The sequence below is a fragment of the Methylomonas sp. BG-2 genome, from assembly GCF_057766305.1.
The window spans coordinates 1-24462 of sequence record NZ_JBYMAP010000040.1 but is presented as its reverse complement, the minus strand read 5'-3'; the positions used below and the strand labels follow the sequence as shown (position 1 = coordinate 24462).

The window sequence follows — 24462 nt, the reverse complement described above, 5'->3', positions numbered from 1 at the left end:
TTGACGTACTATCTTGAACATGAGATACCTCTCCTGCTAAAACTTATCAAATTAACGTGACACCTAATAATGGGTTAAATAGTGCCCGCATATCTACTGAATAATAATTTTCTAGACGATAATTTATTGACCAGCATACTATTTACCTTTATGTGTAACATCAGAGACAAGTGGATATGACTGGTAAACAGCAAATTGCGGTCAGTGAATCAGTTTAGGCGATAGATCACAACGGGTCGATAGCGTCGATTCTGATCATTCAAAGTAATATCAACAAACCCGTTTCAATTTTTTACTGCTCGCCGTTCTTGAAGTAATTTATCACGCTGTTCTGACCAAAAAATGCTGGCGTCATGCTCTGATAAGTTTCCATCGGCCGCCAATTGGCAAAGCCCAATGAAATAGGCATTGAGTTTGATGATTTCTTCGTCTTTGGGGTATTGACTCAAAAGGTTTTTATGTTTTTGTCGAGCATCGTCATTGCAAAACTCATTGGGGAGTGGTGCGAAATCGATGTTGTCACCGCCCCCAATCGCTGCTGTGGCGGATTCGGCCAGGATTATTAGCAAACAGAAAATTACCCTTTTCGTCACGGACTGCTCCTCGGATTAAATTGTCATTTCATTCTGCATTGAAGCGATAGAAGCATAGTCTCTGTTAGAGCAAAATCTGCCATATCTCAAAAAGTGGCTCATGATTTTCTATTTCACTTTTGGCTCAATACATCGAACATCGTCATGTTTAGGATTATTCACCCAATCGCCGACCGGCGTTGTAGCCATATTGGCGTAAGCTGAGTTTTCAAGTAAGTCATAGGCGTCATCTGTATTGGAGGTTATGTTGAGCCAGTCGTGATAACACCCTTCCGGCATGATCACTGGCATGCGCTCATGAATGGGTTGCATTAGCTCATTGGCTGCCGTGGTAATGATCGTGCAGGAATACAGCGTTTCGACTTCGTGTTGCCACTGTTCCCATAAACCGGCAAAGGCAAATAACTGATTGTCTTGACGATGAATACGGAAAGCCTGCTTGCCCGAATCCAATTTCTGCCATTCATAAAAACTTTGTGCGACGATCAGGCAGCGCCGTTTTTGAAATGCGGCCCGGAAGGATGGTTTTTCGCGAATCGTTTCGGCACGCGCATTGATCAGGTGATGGCTGTTTTTGGTGTCTTTGGACCAGGAAGGCACCAAGCCCCAGAATAAATTGACCGCTTTCAGCGATTTGTCTTCCAGTCCGACAATGCATAGAATTTTCCGCGCCGGGGTGATGTTGTAGCTGGGCTGGTATTTTGGCAAGCGAGACAATTGGAAATGCTCGGCAATCTCTTCAGGTGAGGCAGTTAGCTGAAATCGTCCGCACATGACTTTCTATCCCGATCTGGCTTATTGCCAACCTTGTAACCATTCCCCAGTATCGGTCAGATCTCGCCAAGGCAGGATAAAGCTGCGGCGCGAATAGATCGCTTCCAGCTCGATGTGTTCGATAGGCGCATCCGGCCATTCGGGCTTGATCAGTTGGGTGACCAGAAAATGCTTTTCCTTGTTTTTCGGCAGTGCGGCGGTCCATTTACTCAACAGCAATTTTTTAGGGTTCAAACGACGTGCAGTTGATTCAGCCATCGGAATGTCTCCTGCGGAGGGTTTCATGGGGTGGCCTCGAGCGTAAATGTACTACCTGAGTTTTCTTTAACGCCTTGACCAAGGTCATGTAGGTATCGCGATCAAATGCCGGTCTGCCTTGCTCCAGCAATGCGTGGACTTCGTCATCACTGCGCGCCGTGCCGAGATAACACCAGTGATCGATCACGTGCAAATCGTCTTCCTCGCGAATGCCGATGGCACCGGGGTAAGGCCAACCGCTCAGTTTGAGTTTGCTCATAGCGGTCATTAACCGCGTGGCATGTTCCAAGCCGGACTCCTTGCCGACGCAGGCACCCCGACAGCGTTTAAGTTGGTGTGCAAAGCACGGTTTGCCGCTGCCAATCTTTTCAAGACCGAGCACGCCCAGGCATAGCTGATGTTGTTCAGCCAAACTGCGAAGTGCTTTTTCGGCATCCCGTTTATTACCGTACAAGCCATATAAATTATCCTGCGTGCCAAAATCTAGATCGTTGGCCCAGGTCAGACGCGGCAACAGTTGCTCCTGCTTTTGCTCCAGTTGCCAAGCACACAGCGCATTTTTGCGCCGTAGCCGTTGGTTATGTACCGGTGTCATCTGTTTGATCAGCTTGGCTTCAGTCAATAATGCGCCCAGTTCACCGCCGGTTTCGATCCAGTCGATGCGCTTGGTCTGTTGCGACAAGCTCATCTCCTTGGCGTGGCGATGGTCGGCGGCGAAATGCGAAAGCACCCGCTGGCGGATATTGACGCTTTTGCCAATATACAGCGGCAAGTCGTTTTCACCATAAAACAGATAAACACCCGGGCCTTCGGGCAATTCATGGACCAGATTCGGATCCAGTTGTGACGGCAGACTGGAACGCTGCACCAGACTCTTGACCGTGGCTTCGATGGCGTCCGCGGAAAACTGCTGATGAACATGCTGCCAGAACTGATGAATCAATTGGGCATCTGCTAGAGCGCGGTGACGTTCCTTGGCGGTCAGTTGATGGCGTTCGATCAGGCTGTCGAGATTATGCCGGTTATACAGTGGATACAGCGCCCGCGACAACTTCACGGTGCACAGTACTTGCGGTTTAAACAGCATACCAACCCGCTTGAATTCATTTTTCAGGAAGCCGTAATCAAAGCGAGCGTTATGGGCGATGAACAATCGTCCTTGCAATAAGGCATCCACGTCCTTGGCCACCTGTTCAAAGCTGGGTGCGTTTTCGACCATGGCGTTGCTGATGCCGGTCATTTGCTCGATGAACAACGGAATACGCATTTGCGGATGCACCAGTTGGCTCCATTCCCGCACGCCATCGTCATCCACCAGGACAATGCCGATCTCGGTAATACGGTCTTTCGTGGCAGAGCCGCCGGTGGTTTCCAGGTCGACAAAGGCTAACGGTTGCATGTTTATGTCCTAACGGTAACTGCGCATCTGGCCGACCAGTATGCCTTGAATGCTGACTTGCGACGGATGGAAACGCATGGCTTCCATGCTGGAATTGGCGGGACTCAATAACACCTCATCCGCTGTCTGCTCGATGACTTTCAAGGTAGCCTCCTGATTGTCGATCAGCGCGACCACAATTTCGCCATTGCAGGCGTGACTGCGTTGTTCGATGACCACCCAATCGCCATCCTGTATGCCGGCTTCGATCATGGAATCCCCCTTAACTTTGAGCACATAACAGGATTTTTCGCTGCGAATTTGATTGGGGACATTAATCCATTCGGTATGCTCAATGGCCTCAATCGGTTTACCGGCGGCAATGATGCCCAGCAAAGGCAAAGCGTGGGATAGCTGTTGGCCTGATTCACGCAAGGCCAAAGCCTTTTCCGTCAAGCGAACCCCTCGATGTTTGAGCCCCATGGTTTCGACAAAACCGGCGTCGATCAATCCGCTCAGTGTCAAATGTAACGAGCCCCGCGACTTCAAGCCGAGTGCCTGACACAGTTCATTCAACGAGGGCGGCCGTGGAAACTGTGCCTGGTTATCGAGCAAGAAATCCAAAATGGCCTGTTGTTTTCGGGTTAAGGCACTCATGCGGCAAATCAATACGGTCTAACTACATTGAGAACAATCATAGAACGTTTGCGAATTCGATGGTAGTCTTATGTCATCAATAGTTTGTCATTCACCGTGATGCCCATGACCGAATCATTGCCATTTTCGATCCTCAACCCCGCACAACCGTTACCCTCAATTCGGGATGGATTGGCTTGGTTTCATCTTGCCAAGCCGGACAAAAACCGACGACTGCCGCTGTTCATCAGTAAAGTGGCCGCGGGCTTCCCATCGCCGGCCGATGATTATGTGGAAAAGACTTTGGATCTCGAGGAATTACTGATTCAAAAACCGGCGGCCACTTTTTTTGTGCGCGCCCAAGGCGATTCCATGCTGGGTGCCGGCATCCATCCCAACGATATTCTGGTGGTCGACCGTTCCAAGGAGCCGATGCCCGATAAGATCGTAATTTGTGCAGTCAACGGCGAGTTGACGGTGAAGCGTCTGATGGTTACTGACGGTCAATGGCGATTGAAAGCCGAAAACCCGGCGTATCCGGATATTCCCTTGACCGAGGACCTGGAAACTGTGTTTTGGGGTACCGTCACCAATGTGATTCATCCGGTGTAAGCATGCCCGAACAAGCACGTATCGGTCTTGTTGACTGTAACAATTTTTACGTGAGTTGCGAGCGGGTGTTCCGACCGGACCTCAATGACAAACCGGTCATGGTGCTCAGCAATAACGACGGTTGTGTAGTGGCGCGTAGCCAGCAGGTTAAAGATTTAGGCATCAAAATGGGTGTGCCTTTATTTCAGGTGCAGCATTTGGTCAATCAGCATCAAATCCAACTGTTTTCGTCGAACTATACCTTGTACGCGGACATGTCAGCACGGGTGATGAGTTTGCTGGAAGAATTTACGCCGCGCATGGAAGTGTATTCCATTGATGAGGCGTTTTTGGATTTAACCGGCGTGTATCCTTGTTATCAAGATCCCATGGCCTATGGCCAACGTATTCGCAAGGCGATTGCTCGGCAAACCGGTATTCCGGTGTGTGTCGGCATGGGACCGACCAAGACCCTGGCCAAGCTGGCCAACTTCGCCGCCAAGAAATGGAAACAAACCGGCGGTGTCCTCGACCTTACCGACCCCGTCCGTCGGCAAAAGCTGATGAAAATCGTTCCCGTCGATGAAGTCTGGGGGATTGGCCGGCAAACCACGAAGCGACTAAATCAGTTGGGTATTCAAACCGTCTGGGACCTGGCCAACCAGTCGCCTAAAACCATCCAGGCACAATTCAACGTCGTGGTCGCCCGTACGGTGATGGAACTGAACGGTACGGCCTGCCTCGATTTGGAAGACGTGGCAGCGGACAAGCAACAAATCGTCTGTTCACGGTCGTTCAGTCGCAAACTAACAGAGCTGGAGGAGATAAGCCGAGCCCTGTCAGCATACTGTACCCGAGCGGCGGAAAAACTACGCCGACAACAGTCAGTGACTGGTTGCGTCAGTGTGTTTATTCGAACCAATCCCTTTGCGGTTCAAGATCCCCAGTACCAGCGATCGGCAACCGTTAAGTTGGATGCCGCCACCCAAGATACTCGAGCCATCATACGGATAGCATTGAATAGCTTGAAAGCCATCTACAAACCCGGATTTGGCTATCAAAAATGCGGTGTCCAACTGAGCGCGATTCGACCTGCCGCATCGCCCTCGCAGTTCGATCTCTTCGATTTTAGCTGCGAGGGTACGCCGCCCGATAACGCCATTCTCATGCAAACCCTGGACACCATCAATCGACGATTCCCCAAAGCGGTTACGATCGCGTCATCGGGCTTCGATAACAGTTGGAAACCCAAAGCCGAACGCATTTCACAACGCTACACCACTGATTGGCGAGAATTGGTCATCGTTCGCTAACGGTATGACTCAGCATATAAAGAACGTTTGAGGCTCCTCCGGTTCCAATTGTCTGGACATCGATTCACAATAGTGATGGAAATTCCCCGTGAATTCGATGGCAGGAAGAAGATTGTTGTCAATCACGTGAGGAATATTGAGATTGGTCAGTAGCCCGTTGATGTCTTCGAATACTGACTTAGCGTCATCGGTTGTCAAGAGCGGCCAAACGTAAATGGTTGACAGTTCTTTTTCACGATCAAAAAAAGCCGCCCGTATTTCCGTGGGTATGTCATCGACACCGTGTTTACTGAGCAGGACTTTTGACACGGGATAATCTTGAGCTTTCATATTTAGCTTATAGAAGATATCAAGCTCATTGAGTAAATGAATCCCGCGCGAGGCGGCAATACTCAGCGGATTGGGTTTTTCAATCTCCCAGACATTGTGACCAGTTTGTTCATCCATCTCCTCTTTAAAGGCCTCTGACCATTCTTCGGCAAATCCGCCAACTTCATCCGATTGGGGCTGTTCACAAAAAAGAGGCGTTAATGCCTGATCGCTAATCACCACACCCACCAGGAAGCGCAAAATGAGGTCCCCCTCCGGACTCTCCGAGGGCTTCATAACAAAAGAACGGCGTGATTCCGATGTTGAAATTTCGCCTTCGGCTTGCTCGATCAACTGCTGGTTGATCTGGCGAATTTGGCTAGGTAACCAGTTGATGTCTTCAAGGCTGAATAATTCGTCGTGAATGGCGAGGGCTTGTCTATCGTTGATCAGCCTATGGCTTTGAAGCAATTGTCTAATGCGTTCAGGGTCTTCAATACGCTTAGGTAAAGCCTTTCCAGGATGGGGCTCGATGACAATCGGGATGGCGAATACGATCGACTCTGCATTCGGCATAGACGGCAATCTCACCCGAATGCGTTCGGCGAGCGAAACAATACGCTCATTTAATATCGAAAATACGTGCAAACCTTCCGATTGTCGTAAAGCGCTTACCAAAATATCGTCCTGGCCATTTGCAATACAGGATTCAATAAACGCTCGAAAAAGTGAATCGAGCTCCGACGACGTTGGGTTCATGGCGACTTTCTTAGCGGTTAACGTAATGAATTCAACGAAAGGATCCGACGTAGCGGTGTCGTTAATAGAACGGTTTAACATGATAATGCTCCTGGGTTGTGTTGAGGTTGAGGGGTAAAACAAATTTGGGGTTTTGCCTGAGCCTGGGGTTGTGCGCCGGATGTGTGTGGATCATGCCGTGCAGAAAACAGATGACATTCATGGCACACCTACACCCGCTTTTGCGTATTGGCCAACAACACGTTGACGGCGTAAGCCACGACAAAAACGCCCACCGGCACGGCTTGCGGTGGAATCGGAAACGGCAGTGTCAAACTGACCAGCAGCAGATACAACGCCCCAAGAATCAAATAAAGACTGTAGCGATGCGTCATGGGACTGGGGTAATCAAAGTTGGTCTGGCTGATTTTGCGCCGCACCAGTCCGTCGACGACAAACGGCAGCAAGGCGGCTCCCAGGTACGGCAACCAGATGCACGCTGTGGTCAGGCGCTTGATCATTTGAAAGATCGTGTCCCACAGCACGTTGAGCCGGCTTTCGATAAAGGGAAATAAATCGTTGCGTCCGACATCCTCGAAACCTTTGGACATCTGGCGTTCTCGTTCGGTCGGGATGAAATAACGAAACACGCTGTCGCGGATGCCGGTGGTGACAAACAGACGATCGAACCAGTGCTGCGCGGTTTTGCTGATCTGCGATTCTTTAGCGGTGCCAAAGTAGCCAATCATCATTCGATCTTCGGCGCGCTGCAATTCGCGCGTCCATCGGTCGGAAACAAAACTGGCTACCAGGATCACTTCCAGTAGCCAAAGCATCAGGCTGAACAGCAGATTGCGCGTCATGAGTTCGCACCTTGGCGATCTTGTGCCGACCGCAGAATCGGCAAACGGCCTTTGACTATGCGGCCGCCGGATAACTTGGCGATGTAATGCAAGTCCGGCAGTTGACCCAACAATTGCGGCGCAAACAAATCGCCTTCTTCTTCCATCAGGCGTTCACCGACATTGCCGGAGAACACCGTGGGATTGGTCGCGCTAGTCGCCACGCCTTGGGTGCGCATGATGTATTTCAATCGCGTCTTCGGCAGATTGTCGGTGATGTACTGCTGCGTTTCGCTGTCCATGATCCTGAGCGCGATCAGGTTGTTGACGTTACCCAGTACCTGGCGGGCTTTGTCCTGAGAACCGGTACGGGCGGCAAAATCGGCGAAGGTCTGCGTGGCAATGAACAGCCGAATCTTGGCGCCGCGGCCTTTGTTCAATACCTGAATGAAGGGATCGTTGATGACTTCGGCGGCTTCATCGACAAACACATTCACTGGTCGGTCTGATACGCCGTAGTTGTAGCGATCGCCGGCGACGGCGGCCAAGTCAGCCAACAAAATCGAGCCAATGGCACTGCCCACCATGCCATCCGATAACGAGTCCAGCCCGATGTAAGCGACCTGGGCTTTTTCGATGATGTGGCCGGTATTGGTGATGGGACGCAAGTCATCCACGTCATGCGGATTGGGTGACAGCAAAGGCCCCAAGGAACCCGATGTCAGCATGTTCATGATCGGAATCAAGGAGGCGACCATCTTGCTGAAGTGCGCCCGGTCGTGTTCGAACAAGGACAGCAGGCCTTCCAAATCCAAATTGGGCAATTGGTACTGCACGACCTCTCGGTAAAATCGCACCAGACCCACGGCTTTGGAATCAATCTCCTTGGCGTTTTTCAGGTAAGGCCGTGCCTCTTGTCGCCAATGGCCCAGGTTGTTGTCGAAATAGCGTTCCAAAGCTTGAATCACCAACGTCGAAGGACCGCCTTCCAGGTAACGGCGCAGTTTGACCAAGGTTGGTCGTTCCTCGATCACCATCAAGCCCTGGATGACATTGTCCAGCGATTTTTGGCCAAAGGCCTTGAACGGGTCGTTACTGCTTTCGCTGGGTGAAATGGCGCTGATGCGGCTGGCGATTTCCGAAGGCCGGTTGAAATTGTGCAAGGGGTCGAGTCGCACGCTGTCTTCCGGAAACGCCGGGTGGAAATACACGAAACGATCCGGGCGCTTGGCCAAGGCGCAGGCGCGTTTGGCGCAGACCATCAAATCCTTGTCGCCCTTGGGATCGATGATGATCACCGCCTCACCACGCAACACAGCTTGCGTCACCAGTACATCAAAGGCACGGGTTTTACCGGCACCGGTGGTGCCGACCAGCAGCGTATGGCCGGCGGTATGCTGTAAAGGCTGGCGAATGTCATTTTCGGACACTTCCAGGCCGTGTATCCAAGCCGAACCCATGCGTTGATGATCGCTGGGTATCAAGGTCGAGACATCGCGTTTCAAAATCTCATAGGCCAATTGCGCATGCTTTTGTACCCAATCAAATCCCCAACCGAACCACAAGGCCTCGGGGTTGCGATTCACCAGGGTCACAAGCTTGTGGGCATCCAGGTATTGGAATCGAAACTGACGCAACCGGCGTTTTCGGTACCAAAGACTCAAGGCCGGCGACAGCCGCCAACACGCCATGACTCCACTCGCCGTCATCAACCAATCGAAAGGTTCGCGCGGCAAGCCCGACCATCGACTGGTGAAATACGCCAATCCGGCACCACCCAACCAACCTGAGATGGCATACACCTCGAATATCGGGCGCCAGGGAAACTGATAGTCGTAATCAGATTTCATGGGCGTAACCGAACCTGAATGCCTTCCGTGGCACTGACCGAGCGGCAATCCGGATGGTTGGCGATATCGAGCATCAGGCGAGTGCGCTTGATCGTCGAATGTTGCGACAGAAATTGTTCCAGCGCGGTATTGGACACTGTGTGCCAGTTACCGTCTGGCGATGATTCATCGGGCGGAATGTTTTGTTGCCGCACATGCGTGATCAGCAAGTCGATCGTTCCGGCTTTTGCCGGTGGGGTTGTTAGGGTATCACTTGCCTTATCAGGCTCGGAATTGACCGAACTGTTTGATGCCTTGCCGCTGATTGATTTTTGCTTGCCGGTCGCTTTTGATTTGGGCTGGACAGGCCTAGGCTCCAGAGGCGCCGCGTCTTGAGACTGAGAAGACTTAACTGGATCTCTGGTCTTGTTGTCAGTATTGCTGGTTGGAGATTGCACTGCTGACGCTGTAAGCGTGGCTTCGCCTTGGAATTTCAATAATGCCTTCAAAGCCAAACTCGGTTCCAATGCCAGCAGGACGCCGCGGACCGATTGGATGGTTTGTACCTTGCGCATTGGCGACAGGACGTCGGTCACCAGCCAACCTTTGTCCTCCAGGATTTTGATGAACTGGGGCGGCTCGACGGCGAGTTTTTCAGCCGTCGCCGGAAACGGGAGCAAGTATTTGTCCTGGACTTCCAATAGATCGCTGCCTAACTGCCATTGGCCTTGATTGAGCATTGAGGCGACATCCATTAACCATTGGCCGGCATCACCGTGGTTTTCCAACCAGCACTGGGCGCTGTCAACCGGATTTGAGATGCTTTTCATATCCATCGAGGCGAGATTGGGTTTTGCCACTGAATCAGATTTTTCTGTGTGGGTCGGTTTGGCTGGCGTTGTGTTGTTCGGATGCTCGGTCTGACACAACGCAGGGGCGCCATCGGTTGATGTGGATTGCGACGTCACTCGATCGGGATCTGATGGTAAGGAATTCAAAATGCCTGGTGCCGATTCGGTGAGCAGAGGGTCGGGTAGGGCACTTGGGTCATGTGCCGGTTCTGGTGGGCTTACTTCTGGCACAACTGACACCGGATTATCTGCGCGTTGAGGTTGCTTCATAACCGCGACGTTCTTGGCTTTTGCCGGTTTGTTGATTTGTGGTGCCTGATTGGTAACGGGCTCGGCTTTTACGATGGTTGCATCTGGCTCGTTGATTTCGCGCGCTGCAACCACGAGCGGCGGCTCGCCGCTGAAAATCAGTTCTGCGGATTTCAGGCGCAACAGGTACAGCGGATTGTCCAAATCCGCAGGCTGCATTTGCCAATAACGATATTGCCGACCATCCGGCCAGGACTTAGGGATTGCCAAGCCGCGTTCGATCAGGATGTCCGCCAAGGTGTCTTCGTCGCGCGGAATGCCGGGCACTTTGTCTTTGGCCAGCAATGTGACGATGTCTTGCGCACCGGCCCGCCAGACGATATGAACGCCATCCTCAAAACGCCATAGTCGAGCGCCTTTTTCGTTGACGGCCCACTGTCCGGACTTGACCAAGCGGCGCATGGCGTCGAACAGGTACTTTTCCACCGGCATGCCCAAGGCCGAATCGATGTTTTGGTAGTGCGCTTTTAAATCCCGTTCTACGCTTTTGCAGTCGGCGGTGATCATCAGTGCGTAGACTTTGGAGCCGCGGTCCAAACCGTTAATGGTTTCCAGCATGGCCTGCATGATGTCGGGGCCGGACTCCAGAATGAATGTGCGGGCTTCGCGTGTCAGGACGCGCTCGATCACCAAGGCCGAAAACTGTTCATGGCGTTTATGGCGGTTGTCTCGCCAGCGCAGAAAGTACCGGTCGATCTCATGTCGCACAGCCCAGTCAGTGATATTTTCATCGCAAGGGTTCCAGGTATGTTGCCCCTGTGCGTCGACCACGGCGATATCGGCGACCGGTTTGCCGATGTCATGCAACAGCCCGGCAAAACAGACCGCCAGACGCCAGCGTAATTCTTGGGCTTTTCGTTCCTTGGGTGATGCTGACGTGGCAAACAAACTGCCTTGGGAAGCCAAAGTCGCCCAATGGGCGACTTCTAGGCCATGCCGAAATAAACCGCCGGCGCCGCGATGGTGATGCGACTCTGACGCCGGCAACAAGTGGCTGTAGGCGGCATAGCGACGGATGACCGGCGCGGCTATCGTTTGATACAGACTATCCGGCATGGCCAGCGCCTGTTCGATGGCCGCAATCAACTCCGTTTGACCTGACAGTATGCGTTCCACAGGCGCAGCCGGCAGACCCTTCATGAATGGCGGATAACGCGGCACGTCCTCATCCATCGTTGTCGCAACCGGACCGACAGGCGCTGGCTCGATGCCGAACAGGTGTTGGCGGATGCGGGCAAGCAAAGTCGAAGGCGTATTTTCCATAACGCCGCATCTTGCCGGGAATTTTTCAATCGTCGCTTGCAGCTGACGACGAATTCGACGTCAGCTGCAAGCAGGCCTCGCAAAAGAGTGTTTAGTGTAACGAGCTCCCTTTAATTTCTCTGGAGCTCTCATGAAACCCAAATTGCTCGTAATCCACTGTCTTGTGTCCGCAGTGTGCGGTACGGCATGTACTTCGCTAAATCGGCCTGATGCCGCCGTGAGCGAGACCGTTATCGAATCGATTGTGCCGGTTCAACCCGAACAACCCTGGCGCCTGGATAATGCTTGGCAGACAGGAGGATTGGGCGGTTCGGTATTACGGTCTGCATCGCTTGAACACGTTGTCAGGCAGGTCGATCAGCCGCTTGGCGTTTACTTGGCAAGTGACGACGCAGCGGGCCATGTCCTTAATGTCAGCACGTCCCACATCCCAGATAGCCCGGATGACGATGCACAGGTCATCGAACGCGCCTGGCGAAAATATTGCCATCACCAACTCGATATGACTCCGCAGGAGCAGGCACTAGTCAAAACCATGACTATCCCACACAACGTGCTGAGCCATGGCTGCAATCCTGCCAGCTTGAAGAAGTGAGGCCGCCGTCATGGACAGAAATACCACAAACCACCATTCCCTGGACAATCTCACCGAACGTTTTCAGTCTCTCACGGAGCGGAAAAAAGCCAAATTGCAGGTCGTCGAACCCTTGACGTCTTTGCCCAACTGGCCATCGGCAATTCGCGGTACGCCGAATGCCTGTTTGCGGAGCGCATTGTTCGCCGGCATCCAGGGAAAGGAACGTATTGCCTACAAAAAACGCACTTTGCTGGCTGCGGTCGATGGTATAGAGGTGCGCTACCTCGGCATACAGCTCAATCAATCCGATCTCGATGTCTGGATGCAGATAGTGCACTTGTCCCGGCAACAATTACCGGGATTTAGTGTGACCTTCAGCGCCCATGCCCTATTGACGGCATTGGGGCGCGGTAGCGGTAAAAGCCAGCATGAATGGTTGAAAGAATCGATGGCCCGCTTAGGCGGCGCCTTTGTCGAAATCACCTTTCACGGCAGGGATGCCTTCGGTGAAAAAGGTTTCTTGCGTTATTACCGTGATGAACGGACGCAGCGCTATGTGGTGGAGTTGACTGAGTCGATGCTGCGCCTGTTCGAAGAGGGCTACACCTACATCGAATTCGAACAGCGGCAGAAATTACGAAAGCAACCCTTGGCATTATGGTTACACGGTTTCCTGTCGTCCCATGCCGCTCCGTTTCCGATGAAAATTGCCACCATTCACCGACTGAGCGGCAGCGGCTCGAAAACCCTGCGCGATTTCAAATATCGGTTGGGTAAAGCGTTAGAGGCCTTGGTGAACATCGGCACTCTGGCTAGCTTTGAATTCGCCGATGATATCGTGAGGATCAAACGCCAGCCGACGCCCAGCCAACAGCGTTTTCTCGGCGACCAGCAGAACTAAAAAAGCACGGCATTAGACCGACGCTATTTTGGGTTGGCAGAAGCCTCTCAATACGGCATTAGGCCGACGCGGATACGGCATTAGACCGACGGAGGCACGGCATTCGGCCGACAAGGTAACGGCATTAGACCGACGGGCACGGCATTAGACCGACAAAAAGCACGGCATTAGGCCGACGTTTGACACGGCATTAGACCGACGCTTCGGGCAATTTGTGAAATCGCCGCAGGCCTTGCTATTCGTGGTCTGCAGCGATTCTTTCAAGCTGAAAATCGAGGGTGCTAATCTATATATAATCTTTATTTAATCTATATATAGGGACTGGTGATGGCCAGGATTTCGATTTTGAAACGAATGCTAGTGAGGTGATTGTCACTAGGCTTATTCGGAACGCGCTTGGTCGTCTTGTGGCGACCCATTCCTGCCTGTCGCGATTCTCCAAACCGGCCAGTCGGCCAAATCAAGAATCCGCGCACTGGAGGTCCGCAAAGCAGCCATTGGCGACTTAAACCAAACAGCCATAAGAGACCGTTAATTGTTTCGCTGTGATGGCATGTGTAGAGTTTGCGATGTCCGATCAATTGCTTTGCGATACTTAATTTGGAACACCTATTTATTCACTCTGTTGAACGTGAATTACCCGATTGCACTCCCGGACATAACCATATCCGCGAGATTGAATAGCTTTAAACCAGCTGCTGTCCGAGCACCAAGGTCTCGATGATCGGGCAATCCGGTTTATTGTCCCCGCTACAGTTTTGCGCCAACCGGGCCAGAATGTCGCGCATCTCGGTCAATTCGTCGATGCGTCGGTTTAAATCGTCGACATGGGATTGGGCCAGCGCTTTGACGTCGGCGCTGGCCCGTGCCGGGTCTTGCCACAGCGAGACCAGATCGCGGATTTGCTCCAGGGAAAATCCCAGACCCCGCGCTCGTTTGATCATCCGCAACACCTGCAAATCGGTGTCGTTATAGGTCCGGTAGCCCGATACGGTGCGCACGCTTTTTTTGATCAATCCGACACTTTCGTAGTGACGAATCATTTTAGCGGATACGCCGGTCATTTTCGAAGCTTGGCTGATATTCATCAATCACTCTCCAACATGGATGGACAGAAAGCTACGGGCGGCAAGTTCGCCGCCCGCCAGCAGGTTTGGTTAATGTCTGATGACCTGCAAGAAGCCGGCAGGTTTCCAAGTCCTCAGCAATAAGGCGTTGCCAATCACGCTCAGCGAACTGAAGGCCATCGCCGCTCCGGCCAGTTGCGGATTGAGCAAACCCAATGCCGCCAATGGAATGGCCGCGAGGTTGTAACTAAACGCCCAAAACAAATTTTGCTGGATTTTGCGATAGGTTCGCTGTGCAATATCGAGTGCAGCACCTACCAGCATAGGGTCGCCGTGCATCAGCGTAATGCCGGCAGACTGCATCGCGATATCGGTGCCGGTCGCCATGGCAATGCCGACGTCGGCGGCCGCCAGCGCCGGCGCGTCGTTGATGCCGTCGCCGACCATTGCCACATGCTGGTTTTGCTGTTTCAGCAATTCCACTTGATAGGCCTTATCCGCCGGCAATACCTCGGCGATAATGTCACTAATGCCTAAAGCCTGGCCGACTGCCTTGACGCTACCGCGATTATCACCGCTCAACAATACGGTTTGGATATTCAATGCCCGTAATTGTTTGACGGCGGGATAAGCAGACGATTTGAGTCGGTCGCCAAAGGCCATCATGCCAAGCAAGTGTTTTTGCGGCGCGGCCATTGCCAGCCAGGACACTGTATTGCCGGCAAGCTCCAAGGCCTGGGCACGTTCCGCCAGCTCACCTAGATCAATGCCCAATTCAGACATCAAGCGGCTATTGCCCAAACGCAAATCGAAATTATCCACTCGCCCGGATAGCCCGCGTCCAGGCAAAGCCGTGACGGCATCTGCCGGCATAGTTTCGATCTGTAACTCATTGGCAGCTTCAAGCACTGGCTTTGCCAAAGGGTGCTCGCTGCCGGTTTGCAGCGCAGCAGCCAGTTGCAACAAGCGTTTGCGGTCGATACCGAAGGGCGCGGCTTCGACCAGGTAAGCTTTCCCTTGGGTCAAGGTTCCGGTTTTGTCGAAGATGACCGTGGTAATGCGATGGGCAACTTCCAGCACTTCCGGGTTTTTGATCAGGATGCCGTGGCGGGCAGCAATGCCAGTGCCGGCCATCAGCGCAGCGGGCGTTGCCAAGCCCAATGCACACGGACAGGCAATCACCAAAACCGACACGGCATTGATAATAGCGGTTTCCATGGCGGCACCCTGCAACCACCAACCCAGCCAAGTCATCAAGGCAATCGCTAGTACCGCCGGCACGAACAATGCACTGACCTTATCCACCAAATGCTGAATCGGTGCTTTCGCCAATTGCGCGTCCTCTATCAAGCGAATCATTTTTGCCAAGGAAGTCTCCGCGCCGACCGCATCGGTATGCACCAGCAACAAGCCTTCGCCATTGATGGCGCCGCCGGTCACCTTATCGCCGGGCTGTTTGGCGATAGGCATGCTTTCGCCGGTAACCATCGATTCGTCGATATGGCTGCGGCCATCGGCGATGGTGCCGTCGACCGCGATACGTTCGCCGGGGCGGACCACGACCAGATCGCCGACCTTGACGCTGTCAATTGCAATGTCCAACTCTCGATGGTTGCGTTTGACCCGCGCGACTTGCGGCTGTAAGGCTTGCAGCGCCGTAATCGCTGAAACCGTTTGCCGTTTCGCCCACGCCTCGAACCATTTGCCGGTCAACACCAAGCTGATCACCACCGCCGATGCCTCAAAATACAGATGCGGCACCATGCCGCCAATCGAGCCCATCAATTGGTAAACGCTCAAGCCGTACGCTGCGCTGGTACCCAGGGCCACCAGCAAATCCATATTGCCGGCACCGGCTTTCAGCGCTGTCCAACCTGCCCGGTAAAAACGCGCCCCCAATCCAAACTGGACCGGTGTTGCTAAACTCAATTGCAACCAGGCCGGTAGTGCAATATAGATACCGAAAGGCTCCAGTAGCATCGGCGCCAGTAATGGCAGCGACAATAACGCCGCCATCACCACCTTCAGTCCGTCTCGCGACCTTGGTTTGTTTACCGGCCGATCCTGCTTGAGATAAGCACGGTAACCCGTGGCCGCAACCGCGCTTATCAGTGCGTCGGAAACTACCGAGCCGTCGCTGTGGACAACGGCACTTTCGGTGGCTAAATTTACCCTGGCTTGCTCTACGCCGGGAACATTGTTAAGTGCTTTTTCGACACGCCCGGCGCAGGACGCGCAGGTCATGCCTTCTATCGACAAGTAAACCGAATGGTCCGCCAACTTGTGGGAATTTAAAGTTTTCATGATCAAGTCTCCTGATGTAATTGACTGTGATCAAAGTGTTCGGCTTACCACGATGGGAAGGTCAACAGTTTTTTTCGCTTTTTTGGATACTGGCACTTATTGAAAAAAATCGATACTGGAGACGAGGCAAGTCTTCAAATAAGTGGTTTCTCAACAACGGCATAAAGCACGTTGGCTGAAATTTCGGTAACCGATTGACTGGCCAAGTGATGGAGATTGCTTTGTTTTACCCTCCTGAGCTGTTCCTCATTGAGCTGATCCAAGGTGCCCCGATAGCCGCTACCCATCGCCAAGGTCCACCAATCCTCGGGGTCGGACAGACTATGAGTCGCGTCTTCAGCGAAAACGTTCGCATCGGTTAAACCGGCTTCGGCCAACATCGCCAAAAGCCCGTCCGGTGTGGAAATGCGATCCCACGGGTTGAAGTCTTTATGCAGATCGGGGCGTTCATCGCGTATGGCTTGCCAAAACGAGGTGTTGGCTGGCTCAAATAGATCAGGCCCCCAAGTCGTAATCGCCAGCCGCCCGCCAGGTCGGACTTGCCGCCATAATTCCCTGACCGCTGCAGCCATATCAGGCACGAAAAATATGCCAAACACGCAAACGACGGCATCGAAATAACCATCGGGATACGCTAACGCGAGCATATCGTCGACCCGAAACTCCATGTTCTCAAGACCATCAGCTTTGGCTTTTTCTACCGCCCTGGCCAATAATTTTTCCGCCAAATCGACAGCCACCACTCGGCCATCTAAGCCAACCTTACGCGCCGCCGGCAAAGCTGAAGCACCGGTTCCGGAACATACATCCAACACTTTGTCGCCTTCTCTTAAATCCAGTCGCTCAATGGTGTCTTGGCCGAAACGGTTCCAAAACGTGTTGGCGGGATGATCGAATAGTTCGGCCGCGGCGTTATAGGCGGACGCGGCTTTCTGGTTGGCTAGTGCGTGCGATTCCATTTCAAGCTCCTGAAATTTTTTCAAATTTTAATCATGGATAGCCACCTCACATCAGAGACTATCCGGAGACATGAATCTAAAGGTTTACATAATTGGAAGGTCAAGCGAATTTGGAGGTTCGCGATAATCGGCGAAGGCTGATCAAATGGAAAACGAGTAAATAGCTTTAAACGGCTACTGAACCGGATTGGCTAAAATCTTCAAAGTAGACTATCGAGTGGATTCTAAGATTCGGCATTTTTTGACGGTCAGCGATCGCCAAAATCATAGCTACGACCGACAAGCTGCTGGCATAGTGTAGCCGGATAATATTTCGCAAATTGGTAAAAGTAAAAGATTGTATTTTTTTTAAAAGTGGCTACCATTAGAACAATAGTTAAATTCAATAATATGATCAGCCAGCGCATAACCATAGTTCTAATAATATTCATGGCTATCATGCCGGTGATGGTTGCGTTTGCTCATTATTCTGTACTGGTCAGTGAGTTATCGGTTGCGCGGATGGTTGTCGCTGCCAACAGTTTGGACGATGAAGGGAACTTGGCATCCACGCAGGCCGATCATTGCAAATCAACCTCGGCCAAACCCCACTTGGCCAGTTGTAGCCTTCATGTTTGCGTCGATTGTGCCATCACATCGTCTTTTAGGTTTATCCCGATTCAGGTTTCCAATAGTTATGGCTATAGGGGAAAGCCTAATTCTGCCTCGTTTCTTGTTCCCCCCGACATAAAGCCGCCGATTCTTAGCCTCTAAACCGTTTAACGGCGGTATTTCGTGATACGAAACCACCGCCCATGCTGATGACGTGCGACAACGGCCGAAATCCGGCTGACTTTGTTCGATGTCGTTACCACGAGTTTACGAGGATTATCATGCCATGCTTTTTTCGATTCAGGCGTCTGCTGCTGGCGGCGCTGTTTATTGCCTGCCGGCTGGCCGCCGCAGACGGGCAAGCGCCATTGACGCTTGAGGCAGCCACCCAAAAAGTCGTTCAGGACAATCCCGACCTGGCGCAAACCCTGGCCCGTGCCAAGGCGATGGCCGCGATTCCTTCGCAGGAAGGCAGCCTGCCCGACCCGCAAATCACCTTCAATGCGATGAGTCTGCCGACCGATAGTTTCAGCACTCGGCCAGAAGACATGACCCAGATCGGTTTCGGCCTCTCCCAGGGCATACCCTTTCCCGGCAAACTGGCGCTACGCGAGCAGGCGGCGCTATATGAAGCAGAAGCCGCGACGCTGAATGCCGACGAGCTTCGATTGCGTTTGCTCAGCGATGTCAAAACTTTATGGTGGCAGGTTTTTTATCTGGACCGGACGTTGGAGATTGTCGATAACAATCATAAATTGTTGCACCAGTTCGTCGACATCGCCCGCAGCAAATATGAAGTAGGCGAAGGTTTGCAGCAGGACGTATTGCTGGCCCAACTGGAACTTTCCAAACTGCTGGATCAGAAGATCAATCTTGAGGGGATGCGGCGCAATACCGTCGCCAAACTCAACGCGCTGTTGGATCAACCCGCTAACAACCTCGTGCAATTGCCCGCCACAATTTCAATACAGCTGCCGGAAATTAGACAGGAAGACCGTCTCTATCAACAAGCGGAAGGCTCCAGACCAATGCTTGAAAGCGATCGCCAAGGCATCAATGCCGCGCAATCGAAACTGGAACTGGCGCAAAAAGATTTTCTACCGGACTTCAACGTTGAAGCGGCATACGGCGCCCGTAACAACATGCCCGACGGCAGCCGGCGCTCGGATTTGCTGAGTTTGGGCATCAGCATGAACGTGCCGATTTTTGCCGCCGGCAAACAGGCCAAGGCCGTTGATCAGCGGACCAGCGAACTGATGCAGCAGCGTTATGCGCTGCAAGACCGATGGAATGCAGTTCGCGCGGAAATTACCCAAAGCCACAGCGATTACCAGCGGGCCAAGCAGCAATTCGTGTTGTTCGATACCGGTATCATTCCGCAAGCTCGGCAGACCGTTGCCTCGATGCTGGCTGGCTATCAGGTCAACAAGGTCGATTTTTTGAATCTGGTGCGTAGCCAGATCACCTTGTTCGAATACGAAACCCAATACTGGAAAGCCTTCACCGAAGCCCAACAAGCCTTGGCACAGCTGTGCGCGAATGTGGGTGAGGACGACATTTATGAATAAGCAACTGTTATTAACCACCACGGTAACGCTGGGAATAGGCCTGGCCGGCGGCTATTGGTTGGCACAGCCAGCCAAACCGGAACCGGCGGTGCAACCGACCGAGGTCAGGAAACCGCTGTTTTATCGCAGCCCCATGAATCCCTCGGCCACGTCCCCGGTGCCCGCCAAGGATGCCATGGGCATGGATTACGAGCCGGTTTATGCCGACGACAGTACGCCTATACAACCCAAAGTCCTGTTTTACCGCAATCCGATGAATCCTTCGGTCACGTCGCCCGTGCCCGCCAAAGACAATATGGGGATGGATTATCTGCCCGTGTATGCGCAAGCGAATGAGAAAATCGATGCGTCGGCGGGTGAGGTAAAAATCGACGCGGCGACGGTACAAAACATCGGCGTGCGTACCGCATTTGCCAAGAAAACCTTGCTGTCGCATGTGGTCCGCGCAGTGGGCCGGGTGGCCTACGATGAAGAGCGTATCGTCCGCCTGCACCCCAAAACCGAAGGCTGGATTGAAACCTTGCGTGCGGACAAGACCGGTGAACCCGTCAGAAAAAATCAAGAACTGTTAAGCATCTATTCGCCGCAGTTGGTCGCCAGTCAACAGGAATACGTGCTGGCCATCAATAACCTAAAAGTCCTGGAAAAGAGTCCCATCGAAGACATTAGGCGCGGCGCGGAAGAGTTGGTGAAAAGCTCCCGCGAACGCTTGAAGTTATTGGATGTGCCCGAGCATCAATTACATGAACTGACCGACAGCCGCTCCATCAAAAAAAGCCTGCATATTCATACGCCGGCGGACGGCATCGTCATCAACATCGGCGCTCGCGAAGGCCAATACGTCACGCCGGAAACCGAGCTGTACATGATCGCCGACCTGTCCAAAGTCTGGGTATACGCCGAAATATACGAGTACGAACTGCCGTGGGTGAAAGAAGGCGATCCGGTAGAAATGCGCTTGGCTGGAGTGCCTGGCCGAACATTCAAAGGCCACTTGGCCTTTGTTTATCCTTATGCCGAAGCCAAGACCCGAACCATCAAGGTGCGTCTGGCATTCGATAATGCCGACTTATTGTTAAAGCCAGACATGTTTGCCGAAGTGACTATATTGGCCGGTAAACAGGTGGACGCCATCGTGATTCCTTCGGAAGCGGTGGTTCGGTCCGGCGCCCATACCCAGGTTTTCGTGGTGCGGGAACCCGGCAAGTTCGAACCGCGTGCCGTGACAGTCGGTTTGGCATCCGACGGCGATGTTTCGATTCTCCAGGGCCTAGATGCCGGCGAGGAAGTGGTGACCTCGGCGCAATTTTTGATCGATTCCGAATCGAAATTGAACGAAGCCACGTCGAAAATGCTGGAGCCTTCGGCGACGCCGGCATCGGAACCGACTCGTTTGCAGGTCGAGCAGGGAGTGCATAAACATGACTGATTTCATCATCAATAGCGTGTTGAAAGACCGCTTCATGGTGCTGCTGGGGGCGATCATTCTGGCCATCGGCGGGATTTGGTCGTTCAAGAACATGCCGCTGGACGCGATTCCGGACCTGTCCGACGTGCAGGTGATCATCTTCACCGACTATGCCGACCAGTCCCCACAAGTGGTCGAAAACCAGGTGACCTATCCCTTGACCACGGCGATGCTGGCCGTGCCGCATGCCAAGGTGGTACGCGGTTATTCGTTCTTTGGCCTATCGTTCGTCTATGTGATCTTCGAAGACGGCACGGATATGTATTGGGCCCGGTCGCGGGTGCTGGAATACCTCAATTATGTAAAGAATCGCTTGCCGCAAGGCGTCACGCCGACCTTGGGGCCGGATGCTACCGGCGTCGGTTGGGTTTACGAATATGCCCTGGTGGACAAGACCGGCAAGCACGATCTAGCCCAGTTGCGCTCGATACAGGACTGGTATCTGCGCTATCCGTTGCAGACCGTGCCCGGCGTGTCCGAAGTGGCGTCGGTCGGCGGCTTCGTCAAGCAATATCAGGTGGAAGTCGATCCCAACGCCCTGCAAGCCTACGACATTGCCTTATCCACGGTGATGATGGCGATCAAGCGTTCCAACAACGATGTCGGCGGGCGTTTGTTGGAAGTGGGCGAAACCGAATACATGGTCAGAGGCTTGGGCTATATCAAATCCATCGCCGATCTGAATACCATACCGGTGGGTGTTGATGCCAACGGTACGCCGATTCGGTTGCAGGATGTGGCTCATATTCAGATTGGCCCTGAATTACGGCGTGGCGTAACCGAGCTGAATGGCGAAGGCGAGGTGGCTGGGGGCGTGGTGATCATGCGCTTCGGTGAAAACGCCCTGGCAACCATTGAGGACGTGCGGGCAAAACTGGATGAGCTGAAAAAAGGCCTGCCGGAAGGCGTGGAAATTGTCCCGGTCTACGACCGAGGCAGTTTGATCGAACGGGCTGTAGACACCTTGAAAGAGGCATTAAGCCAGGAGCTGATCATCGTCTGCGCCTTGGTCGCCTTGTTTTTGCTGCATTTGCGTTCGTCCCTGGTGATTGTCATCACCCTGCCGCTAGGCATCCTGATGGCCTTTATCGTGATGAAATGGCAAGGCATGAACGCCAACATCATGTCCTTGGGCGGTATCGCGCTGGCGATAGGCGACATGGTCGATGGTGGCGTGGTGATGGTGGAAAATGCCCATAAACACCTGGCCGAAGCGGCCGAGAAAAAACAAGCCAAGTTGACTTCACAGGAACGCTGGGAAGCCATCGGCAATGCGTCCCGTGAGGTAGGTTCTGGACTGTTTTCGTCCTTGCTGGTGATTACCGTCTCCTTCTTGCCAATCATCACCATGGAAGCGCAGGAAGGACGTCTATTCAGCCCATTGGCGTACACCAAAACCTATGCGATGGCCGCCGCCGCGATCTTGACAATCACGTTGGTGCCGGTGTTGATGGGCTATTTTGTGAGCGGCAAGATCATTCCCGAGCAAAAAAACCCGATTAATCGGATTTTGCATGCCATGCATTCGCCGGTTTTAAAAGTGGCGATGCGCTGGCGAGGTGCCACGCTCATCGTGGCGCTGCTGTTAATGGCCTCTACGTTTTATCCTTTATCCAAACTGGGTAGTGAGTTTATGCCACCCCTGGATGAAGGCGATATTTTATATATGCCCACTACCTTTCCGGGCATCTCCATCACCAAGGCCAAGGAAGTATTGCAACAAACCGACAAGATCATCAAGACCTTTCCCGAAGTGCATCATGTGTTCGGCAAGATCGGCCGGGCCGAAACCGCCACCGATTCGGCGCCGTTGATGATGGTGGAAACCACCATCCAGCTCAAACCGCGCGAGCAATGGCCCAATCCGAACAAGACCACGCGGCAGGTGATGGACGACATGGACAAGGCCATCCGTTTTCCCGGTTTGGCCAATGCCTGGACCATGCCGATCAAAACCCGCATCGACATGTTGTCCACCGGCATCAAGACGCCGGTTGGTATCAAGGTTTCCGGTCCTGATTTAAACGTGCTGCAATCCCTGTCGCTGCAAATCGAGCAGGCGATGAAAAGCATCCCGGACACATTGTCGGCCTATGGCGACCGGGCGGTTGGCGGCTATTTCCTGGATTTTGCCATCAACCGGGAAGCCGCCGCCCGTTACGGCCTGACGGTCGGCGATGTGCAGGACGTGATTCAAAGCGCGATCGGTGGCATGAATATCACCGAGACTGTGGAAGGTCTGGAACGTTACCCCGTCAATCTGCGTTATCCGCGCGATCTGCGCGATAACCCGGAAGCCTTGCGGCGGGTGTTGATTCCGACGCCGACCGGTAGTCAGATACCGTTGACGGCGGTGGCGGACATCGATTTCAAACGTGGTACCGATGTGATCAAAACCGAGGATGCCCGGCCTAATGCCTGGATTTACGTCGATCTTAAAACGTCCGATATTGGCGGCTACGTCGAACAGGCAAAGAAAACCTTAGCCGAAAAAGTTACGTTGCCAGCCGGTTATACCGTGACCTGGTCGGGCCAATTCGAATACATGCAGCGGGCGGCGGAACGACTTCGCATCGTCATTCCCATTACCTTGCTGCTGATTTTTATTCTGCTGTACACCGCTTTTCGCAACATCACCGAACCCACCATCGTGATGCTGGCGATTCCTTTCAGCCTGATCGGTGGTATCTGGTTCGTCTATTGGCTGGGCTACAACCTGTCGATTACCGTCTATGTCGGCCTGATCGCATTGGCAGGTACGGCGGCGGAAACCGGGGTGATGGTGTTGAGTTTTATCGACATTGAAATCGAAAAGCTCAGGGCGCAAAAGCAGGCACCATTGACCGGCGAGGAAATCCGGGCGGCCAGCGAAGCCGCCACGGCGTTACGGGTGCGGCCGGTCGCGATTACCTCATTGGCCAACATCATCGGCTTGATCCCCATCATGACGGCGACCGGCACCGGTGCCGATGTCACCCAACGCATCGCCGCGCCGGCGCTGGGCGGCATGCTTACCGTGTTGATCTTAAGTCTTTTGGTGTTTCCAGTGATTTACAGTCTGGTATTGCAACTTCAGGAACGGTATCTGAGAGGCAATCCTCTCAACTTAAGCCTCAACAAGTTGATTTATAAGCATGCTTGCGATGCGGCTTAAGGTGCTTTGGCCTGGGTTTTGTAGCGCCGGGCTTAAACTTGATGACGTTCCTGGCGAGTTCGGTCAGCGTCGCACAGAGCTGCCAAGCGGTCGGTAGTGCGACGAGCAACCAGCGCGGCAAGCAGCACTTGAGATGCGCGAACGCATAGGTTCGGTTGATTTTGTAGTTCTCGGCGATGCCGACTTCCT

General features: G+C 53.0%; 20 protein-coding genes. 7 read left to right on the top strand and 13 right to left on the bottom strand.

Going from position 1 to position 24462, the window contains the following annotated elements:
• Window positions 1-284: 284 nt before the first annotated feature.
• The 5 genes from AC3B8H_RS05865 to lexA form a co-directional block, all read right to left on the bottom strand.
• Window positions 285-593, bottom strand: a complete 309-nt coding sequence (locus AC3B8H_RS05865) for a hypothetical protein (RefSeq protein ID WP_445368162.1) — start codon at window positions 591-593, stop codon at window positions 285-287.
• A gap of 108 nt (window positions 594-701) precedes the next feature.
• Window positions 702-1367, bottom strand: coding sequence for an SOS response-associated peptidase (locus AC3B8H_RS05860; RefSeq protein WP_488440682.1), 666 nt, complete (start codon window positions 1365-1367; stop codon window positions 702-704).
• Window positions 1368-1388: 21 nt separating this feature from the next.
• Entirely contained in the window at window positions 1389-1625 is a 237-nt protein-coding gene (locus AC3B8H_RS05855; RefSeq protein ID WP_488440681.1) for a TIGR02450 family Trp-rich protein, read from the bottom strand.
• Complete coding sequence (locus AC3B8H_RS05850; RefSeq protein WP_488440680.1) at window positions 1618-3024, bottom strand: exonuclease domain-containing protein; 1407 nt, start codon at window positions 3022-3024, stop codon at window positions 1618-1620. Before AC3B8H_RS05850 ends, AC3B8H_RS05855 begins: the two co-directional genes overlap by 8 nt.
• A gap of 9 nt (window positions 3025-3033) precedes the next feature.
• Window positions 3034-3660 (bottom strand): transcriptional repressor LexA, encoded by a 627-nt coding sequence (gene lexA, locus AC3B8H_RS05845; protein WP_488440679.1) that lies wholly within the window; start codon window positions 3658-3660, stop codon window positions 3034-3036.
• Window positions 3661-3759: 99 nt separating this feature from the next.
• On the opposite strand from lexA, the gene AC3B8H_RS05840 reads away from it, so the two are divergent.
• Entirely contained in the window at window positions 3760-4251 is a 492-nt protein-coding gene (locus AC3B8H_RS05840) for a LexA family protein (RefSeq protein ID WP_488440678.1), read from the top strand.
• A 2-nt stretch (window positions 4252-4253) separates the two neighbouring features.
• Window positions 4254-5543 carry a Y-family DNA polymerase gene (locus AC3B8H_RS05835; RefSeq protein ID WP_488440677.1) on the top strand — a complete coding sequence of 430 codons (1290 nt, stop codon included), beginning with the start codon at window positions 4254-4256 and terminating at the stop codon, window positions 5541-5543.
• Between the two features lie 9 nt (window positions 5544-5552).
• Here the strand turns inward: AC3B8H_RS05835 and AC3B8H_RS05830 are convergent, their stop codons facing one another.
• From AC3B8H_RS05830 to mobH, 4 genes are all read right to left on the bottom strand, one after another.
• Entirely contained in the window at window positions 5553-6692 is a 1140-nt protein-coding gene (locus tag AC3B8H_RS05830) for a hypothetical protein (protein WP_488440676.1), read from the bottom strand.
• Between the two features lie 128 nt (window positions 6693-6820).
• A complete protein-coding gene (locus tag AC3B8H_RS05825; protein WP_488440675.1) occupies window positions 6821-7453 on the bottom strand; it encodes an IncC plasmid conjugative DNA transfer DtrJ family protein in 633 nt (210 codons plus the stop codon).
• Complete coding sequence (gene traD / locus AC3B8H_RS05820; RefSeq protein ID WP_488440674.1) at window positions 7450-9282, bottom strand: conjugative transfer system coupling protein TraD; 1833 nt, start codon at window positions 9280-9282, stop codon at window positions 7450-7452. The genes AC3B8H_RS05825 and traD overlap by 4 nt, the downstream gene beginning before the upstream one ends.
• Window positions 9279-11684 carry a MobH family relaxase gene (gene mobH / locus AC3B8H_RS05815; protein ID WP_488440673.1) on the bottom strand — a complete coding sequence of 802 codons (2406 nt, stop codon included), beginning with the start codon at window positions 11682-11684 and terminating at the stop codon, window positions 9279-9281. Before mobH ends, traD begins: the two co-directional genes overlap by 4 nt.
• A gap of 130 nt (window positions 11685-11814) precedes the next feature.
• Here mobH and AC3B8H_RS05810 point away from each other — a divergent pair, with 130 nt between their 5' ends.
• Both AC3B8H_RS05810 and trfA read left to right on the top strand, forming a co-directional pair.
• Complete coding sequence (locus tag AC3B8H_RS05810) at window positions 11815-12279, top strand: hypothetical protein (RefSeq protein ID WP_488440672.1); 465 nt, start codon at window positions 11815-11817, stop codon at window positions 12277-12279.
• Between the two features lie 94 nt (window positions 12280-12373).
• Window positions 12374-13162 (top strand): plasmid replication initiator TrfA, encoded by a 789-nt coding sequence (gene trfA / locus AC3B8H_RS05805; protein ID WP_488440671.1) that lies wholly within the window; start codon window positions 12374-12376, stop codon window positions 13160-13162.
• A 686-nt stretch (window positions 13163-13848) separates the two neighbouring features.
• Here the strand turns inward: trfA and cueR are convergent.
• The 3 genes from cueR to AC3B8H_RS05790 form a co-directional block, all read right to left on the bottom strand.
• Window positions 13849-14250 carry a Cu(I)-responsive transcriptional regulator gene (gene cueR / locus AC3B8H_RS05800; RefSeq protein WP_488440670.1) on the bottom strand — a complete coding sequence of 134 codons (402 nt, stop codon included), beginning with the start codon at window positions 14248-14250 and terminating at the stop codon, window positions 13849-13851.
• A gap of 69 nt (window positions 14251-14319) precedes the next feature.
• A complete protein-coding gene (locus AC3B8H_RS05795) occupies window positions 14320-16533 on the bottom strand; it encodes a heavy metal translocating P-type ATPase (protein WP_488440669.1) in 2214 nt (737 codons plus the stop codon).
• Window positions 16534-16667: 134 nt separating this feature from the next.
• Window positions 16668-17516 (bottom strand): class I SAM-dependent methyltransferase, encoded by an 849-nt coding sequence (locus AC3B8H_RS05790; RefSeq protein ID WP_488440668.1) that lies wholly within the window; start codon window positions 17514-17516, stop codon window positions 16668-16670.
• Between the two features lie 848 nt (window positions 17517-18364).
• Between AC3B8H_RS05790 and AC3B8H_RS05785 the strand changes: the two genes are divergently transcribed.
• The 3 genes from AC3B8H_RS05785 to AC3B8H_RS05775 are packed head-to-tail and all read left to right on the top strand — an operon-like array spanning window position 18365 to window position 24273.
• The gene (locus tag AC3B8H_RS05785) at window positions 18365-19651 is read left to right on the top strand and encodes a TolC family protein (RefSeq protein WP_488440667.1); all 1287 of its coding nucleotides are present in this window, start codon (window positions 18365-18367) and stop codon (window positions 19649-19651) included.
• Complete coding sequence (locus AC3B8H_RS05780) at window positions 19644-21080, top strand: efflux RND transporter periplasmic adaptor subunit (RefSeq protein ID WP_488440666.1); 1437 nt, start codon at window positions 19644-19646, stop codon at window positions 21078-21080. Before AC3B8H_RS05785 ends, AC3B8H_RS05780 begins: the two co-directional genes overlap by 8 nt.
• A complete protein-coding gene (locus AC3B8H_RS05775; protein WP_488440665.1) occupies window positions 21073-24273 on the top strand; it encodes an efflux RND transporter permease subunit in 3201 nt (1066 codons plus the stop codon). Before AC3B8H_RS05780 ends, AC3B8H_RS05775 begins: the two co-directional genes overlap by 8 nt.
• Here the strand turns inward: AC3B8H_RS05775 and AC3B8H_RS05770 are convergent.
• Window positions 24233-24462: hypothetical protein (locus AC3B8H_RS05770; protein WP_488440664.1), on the bottom strand; the 230-nt coding region annotated here is incomplete at its 5' end. The genes AC3B8H_RS05775 and AC3B8H_RS05770 overlap by 41 nt on opposite strands.

Bases quoted from the DNA above. Each gene is read 5' to 3' on its own strand.
- AC3B8H_RS05860 (WP_488440682.1), bottom strand. From the start codon at position 1,367: ATGTGCGGACGATTTCAGCTAACTGCCTCACCTGAAGAGATTGCCGAG.
- AC3B8H_RS05855 (WP_488440681.1), bottom strand. From the start codon at position 1,625: ATGGCTGAATCAACTGCACGTCGTTTGAACCCTAAAAAATTGCTGTTG.
- AC3B8H_RS05850 (WP_488440680.1), bottom strand. From the start codon at position 3,024: ATGCAACCGTTAGCCTTTGTCGACCTGGAAACCACCGGCGGCTCTGCC.
- lexA (WP_488440679.1), bottom strand. From the start codon at position 3,660: ATGAGTGCCTTAACCCGAAAACAACAGGCCATTTTGGATTTCTTGCTC.
- AC3B8H_RS05840 (WP_488440678.1), top strand. From the start codon at position 3,760: ATGCCCATGACCGAATCATTGCCATTTTCGATCCTCAACCCCGCACAA.
- AC3B8H_RS05835 (WP_488440677.1), top strand. From the start codon at position 4,254: ATGCCCGAACAAGCACGTATCGGTCTTGTTGACTGTAACAATTTTTAC.
- AC3B8H_RS05830 (WP_488440676.1), bottom strand. From the start codon at position 6,692: ATGTTAAACCGTTCTATTAACGACACCGCTACGTCGGATCCTTTCGTT.
- AC3B8H_RS05825 (WP_488440675.1), bottom strand. From the start codon at position 7,453: ATGACGCGCAATCTGCTGTTCAGCCTGATGCTTTGGCTACTGGAAGTG.
- traD (WP_488440674.1), bottom strand. From the start codon at position 9,282: ATGAAATCTGATTACGACTATCAGTTTCCCTGGCGCCCGATATTCGAG.
- mobH (WP_488440673.1), bottom strand. From the start codon at position 11,684: ATGGAAAATACGCCTTCGACTTTGCTTGCCCGCATCCGCCAACACCTG.
- AC3B8H_RS05810 (WP_488440672.1), top strand. From the start codon at position 11,815: ATGAAACCCAAATTGCTCGTAATCCACTGTCTTGTGTCCGCAGTGTGC.
- cueR (WP_488440670.1), bottom strand. From the start codon at position 14,250: ATGAATATCAGCCAAGCTTCGAAAATGACCGGCGTATCCGCTAAAATG.
- AC3B8H_RS05795 (WP_488440669.1), bottom strand. From the start codon at position 16,533: ATGAAAACTTTAAATTCCCACAAGTTGGCGGACCATTCGGTTTACTTG.
- AC3B8H_RS05785 (WP_488440667.1), top strand. From the start codon at position 18,365: ATGCCATGCTTTTTTCGATTCAGGCGTCTGCTGCTGGCGGCGCTGTTT.
- AC3B8H_RS05780 (WP_488440666.1), top strand. From the start codon at position 19,644: ATGAATAAGCAACTGTTATTAACCACCACGGTAACGCTGGGAATAGGC.
- AC3B8H_RS05775 (WP_488440665.1), top strand. From the start codon at position 21,073: ATGACTGATTTCATCATCAATAGCGTGTTGAAAGACCGCTTCATGGTG.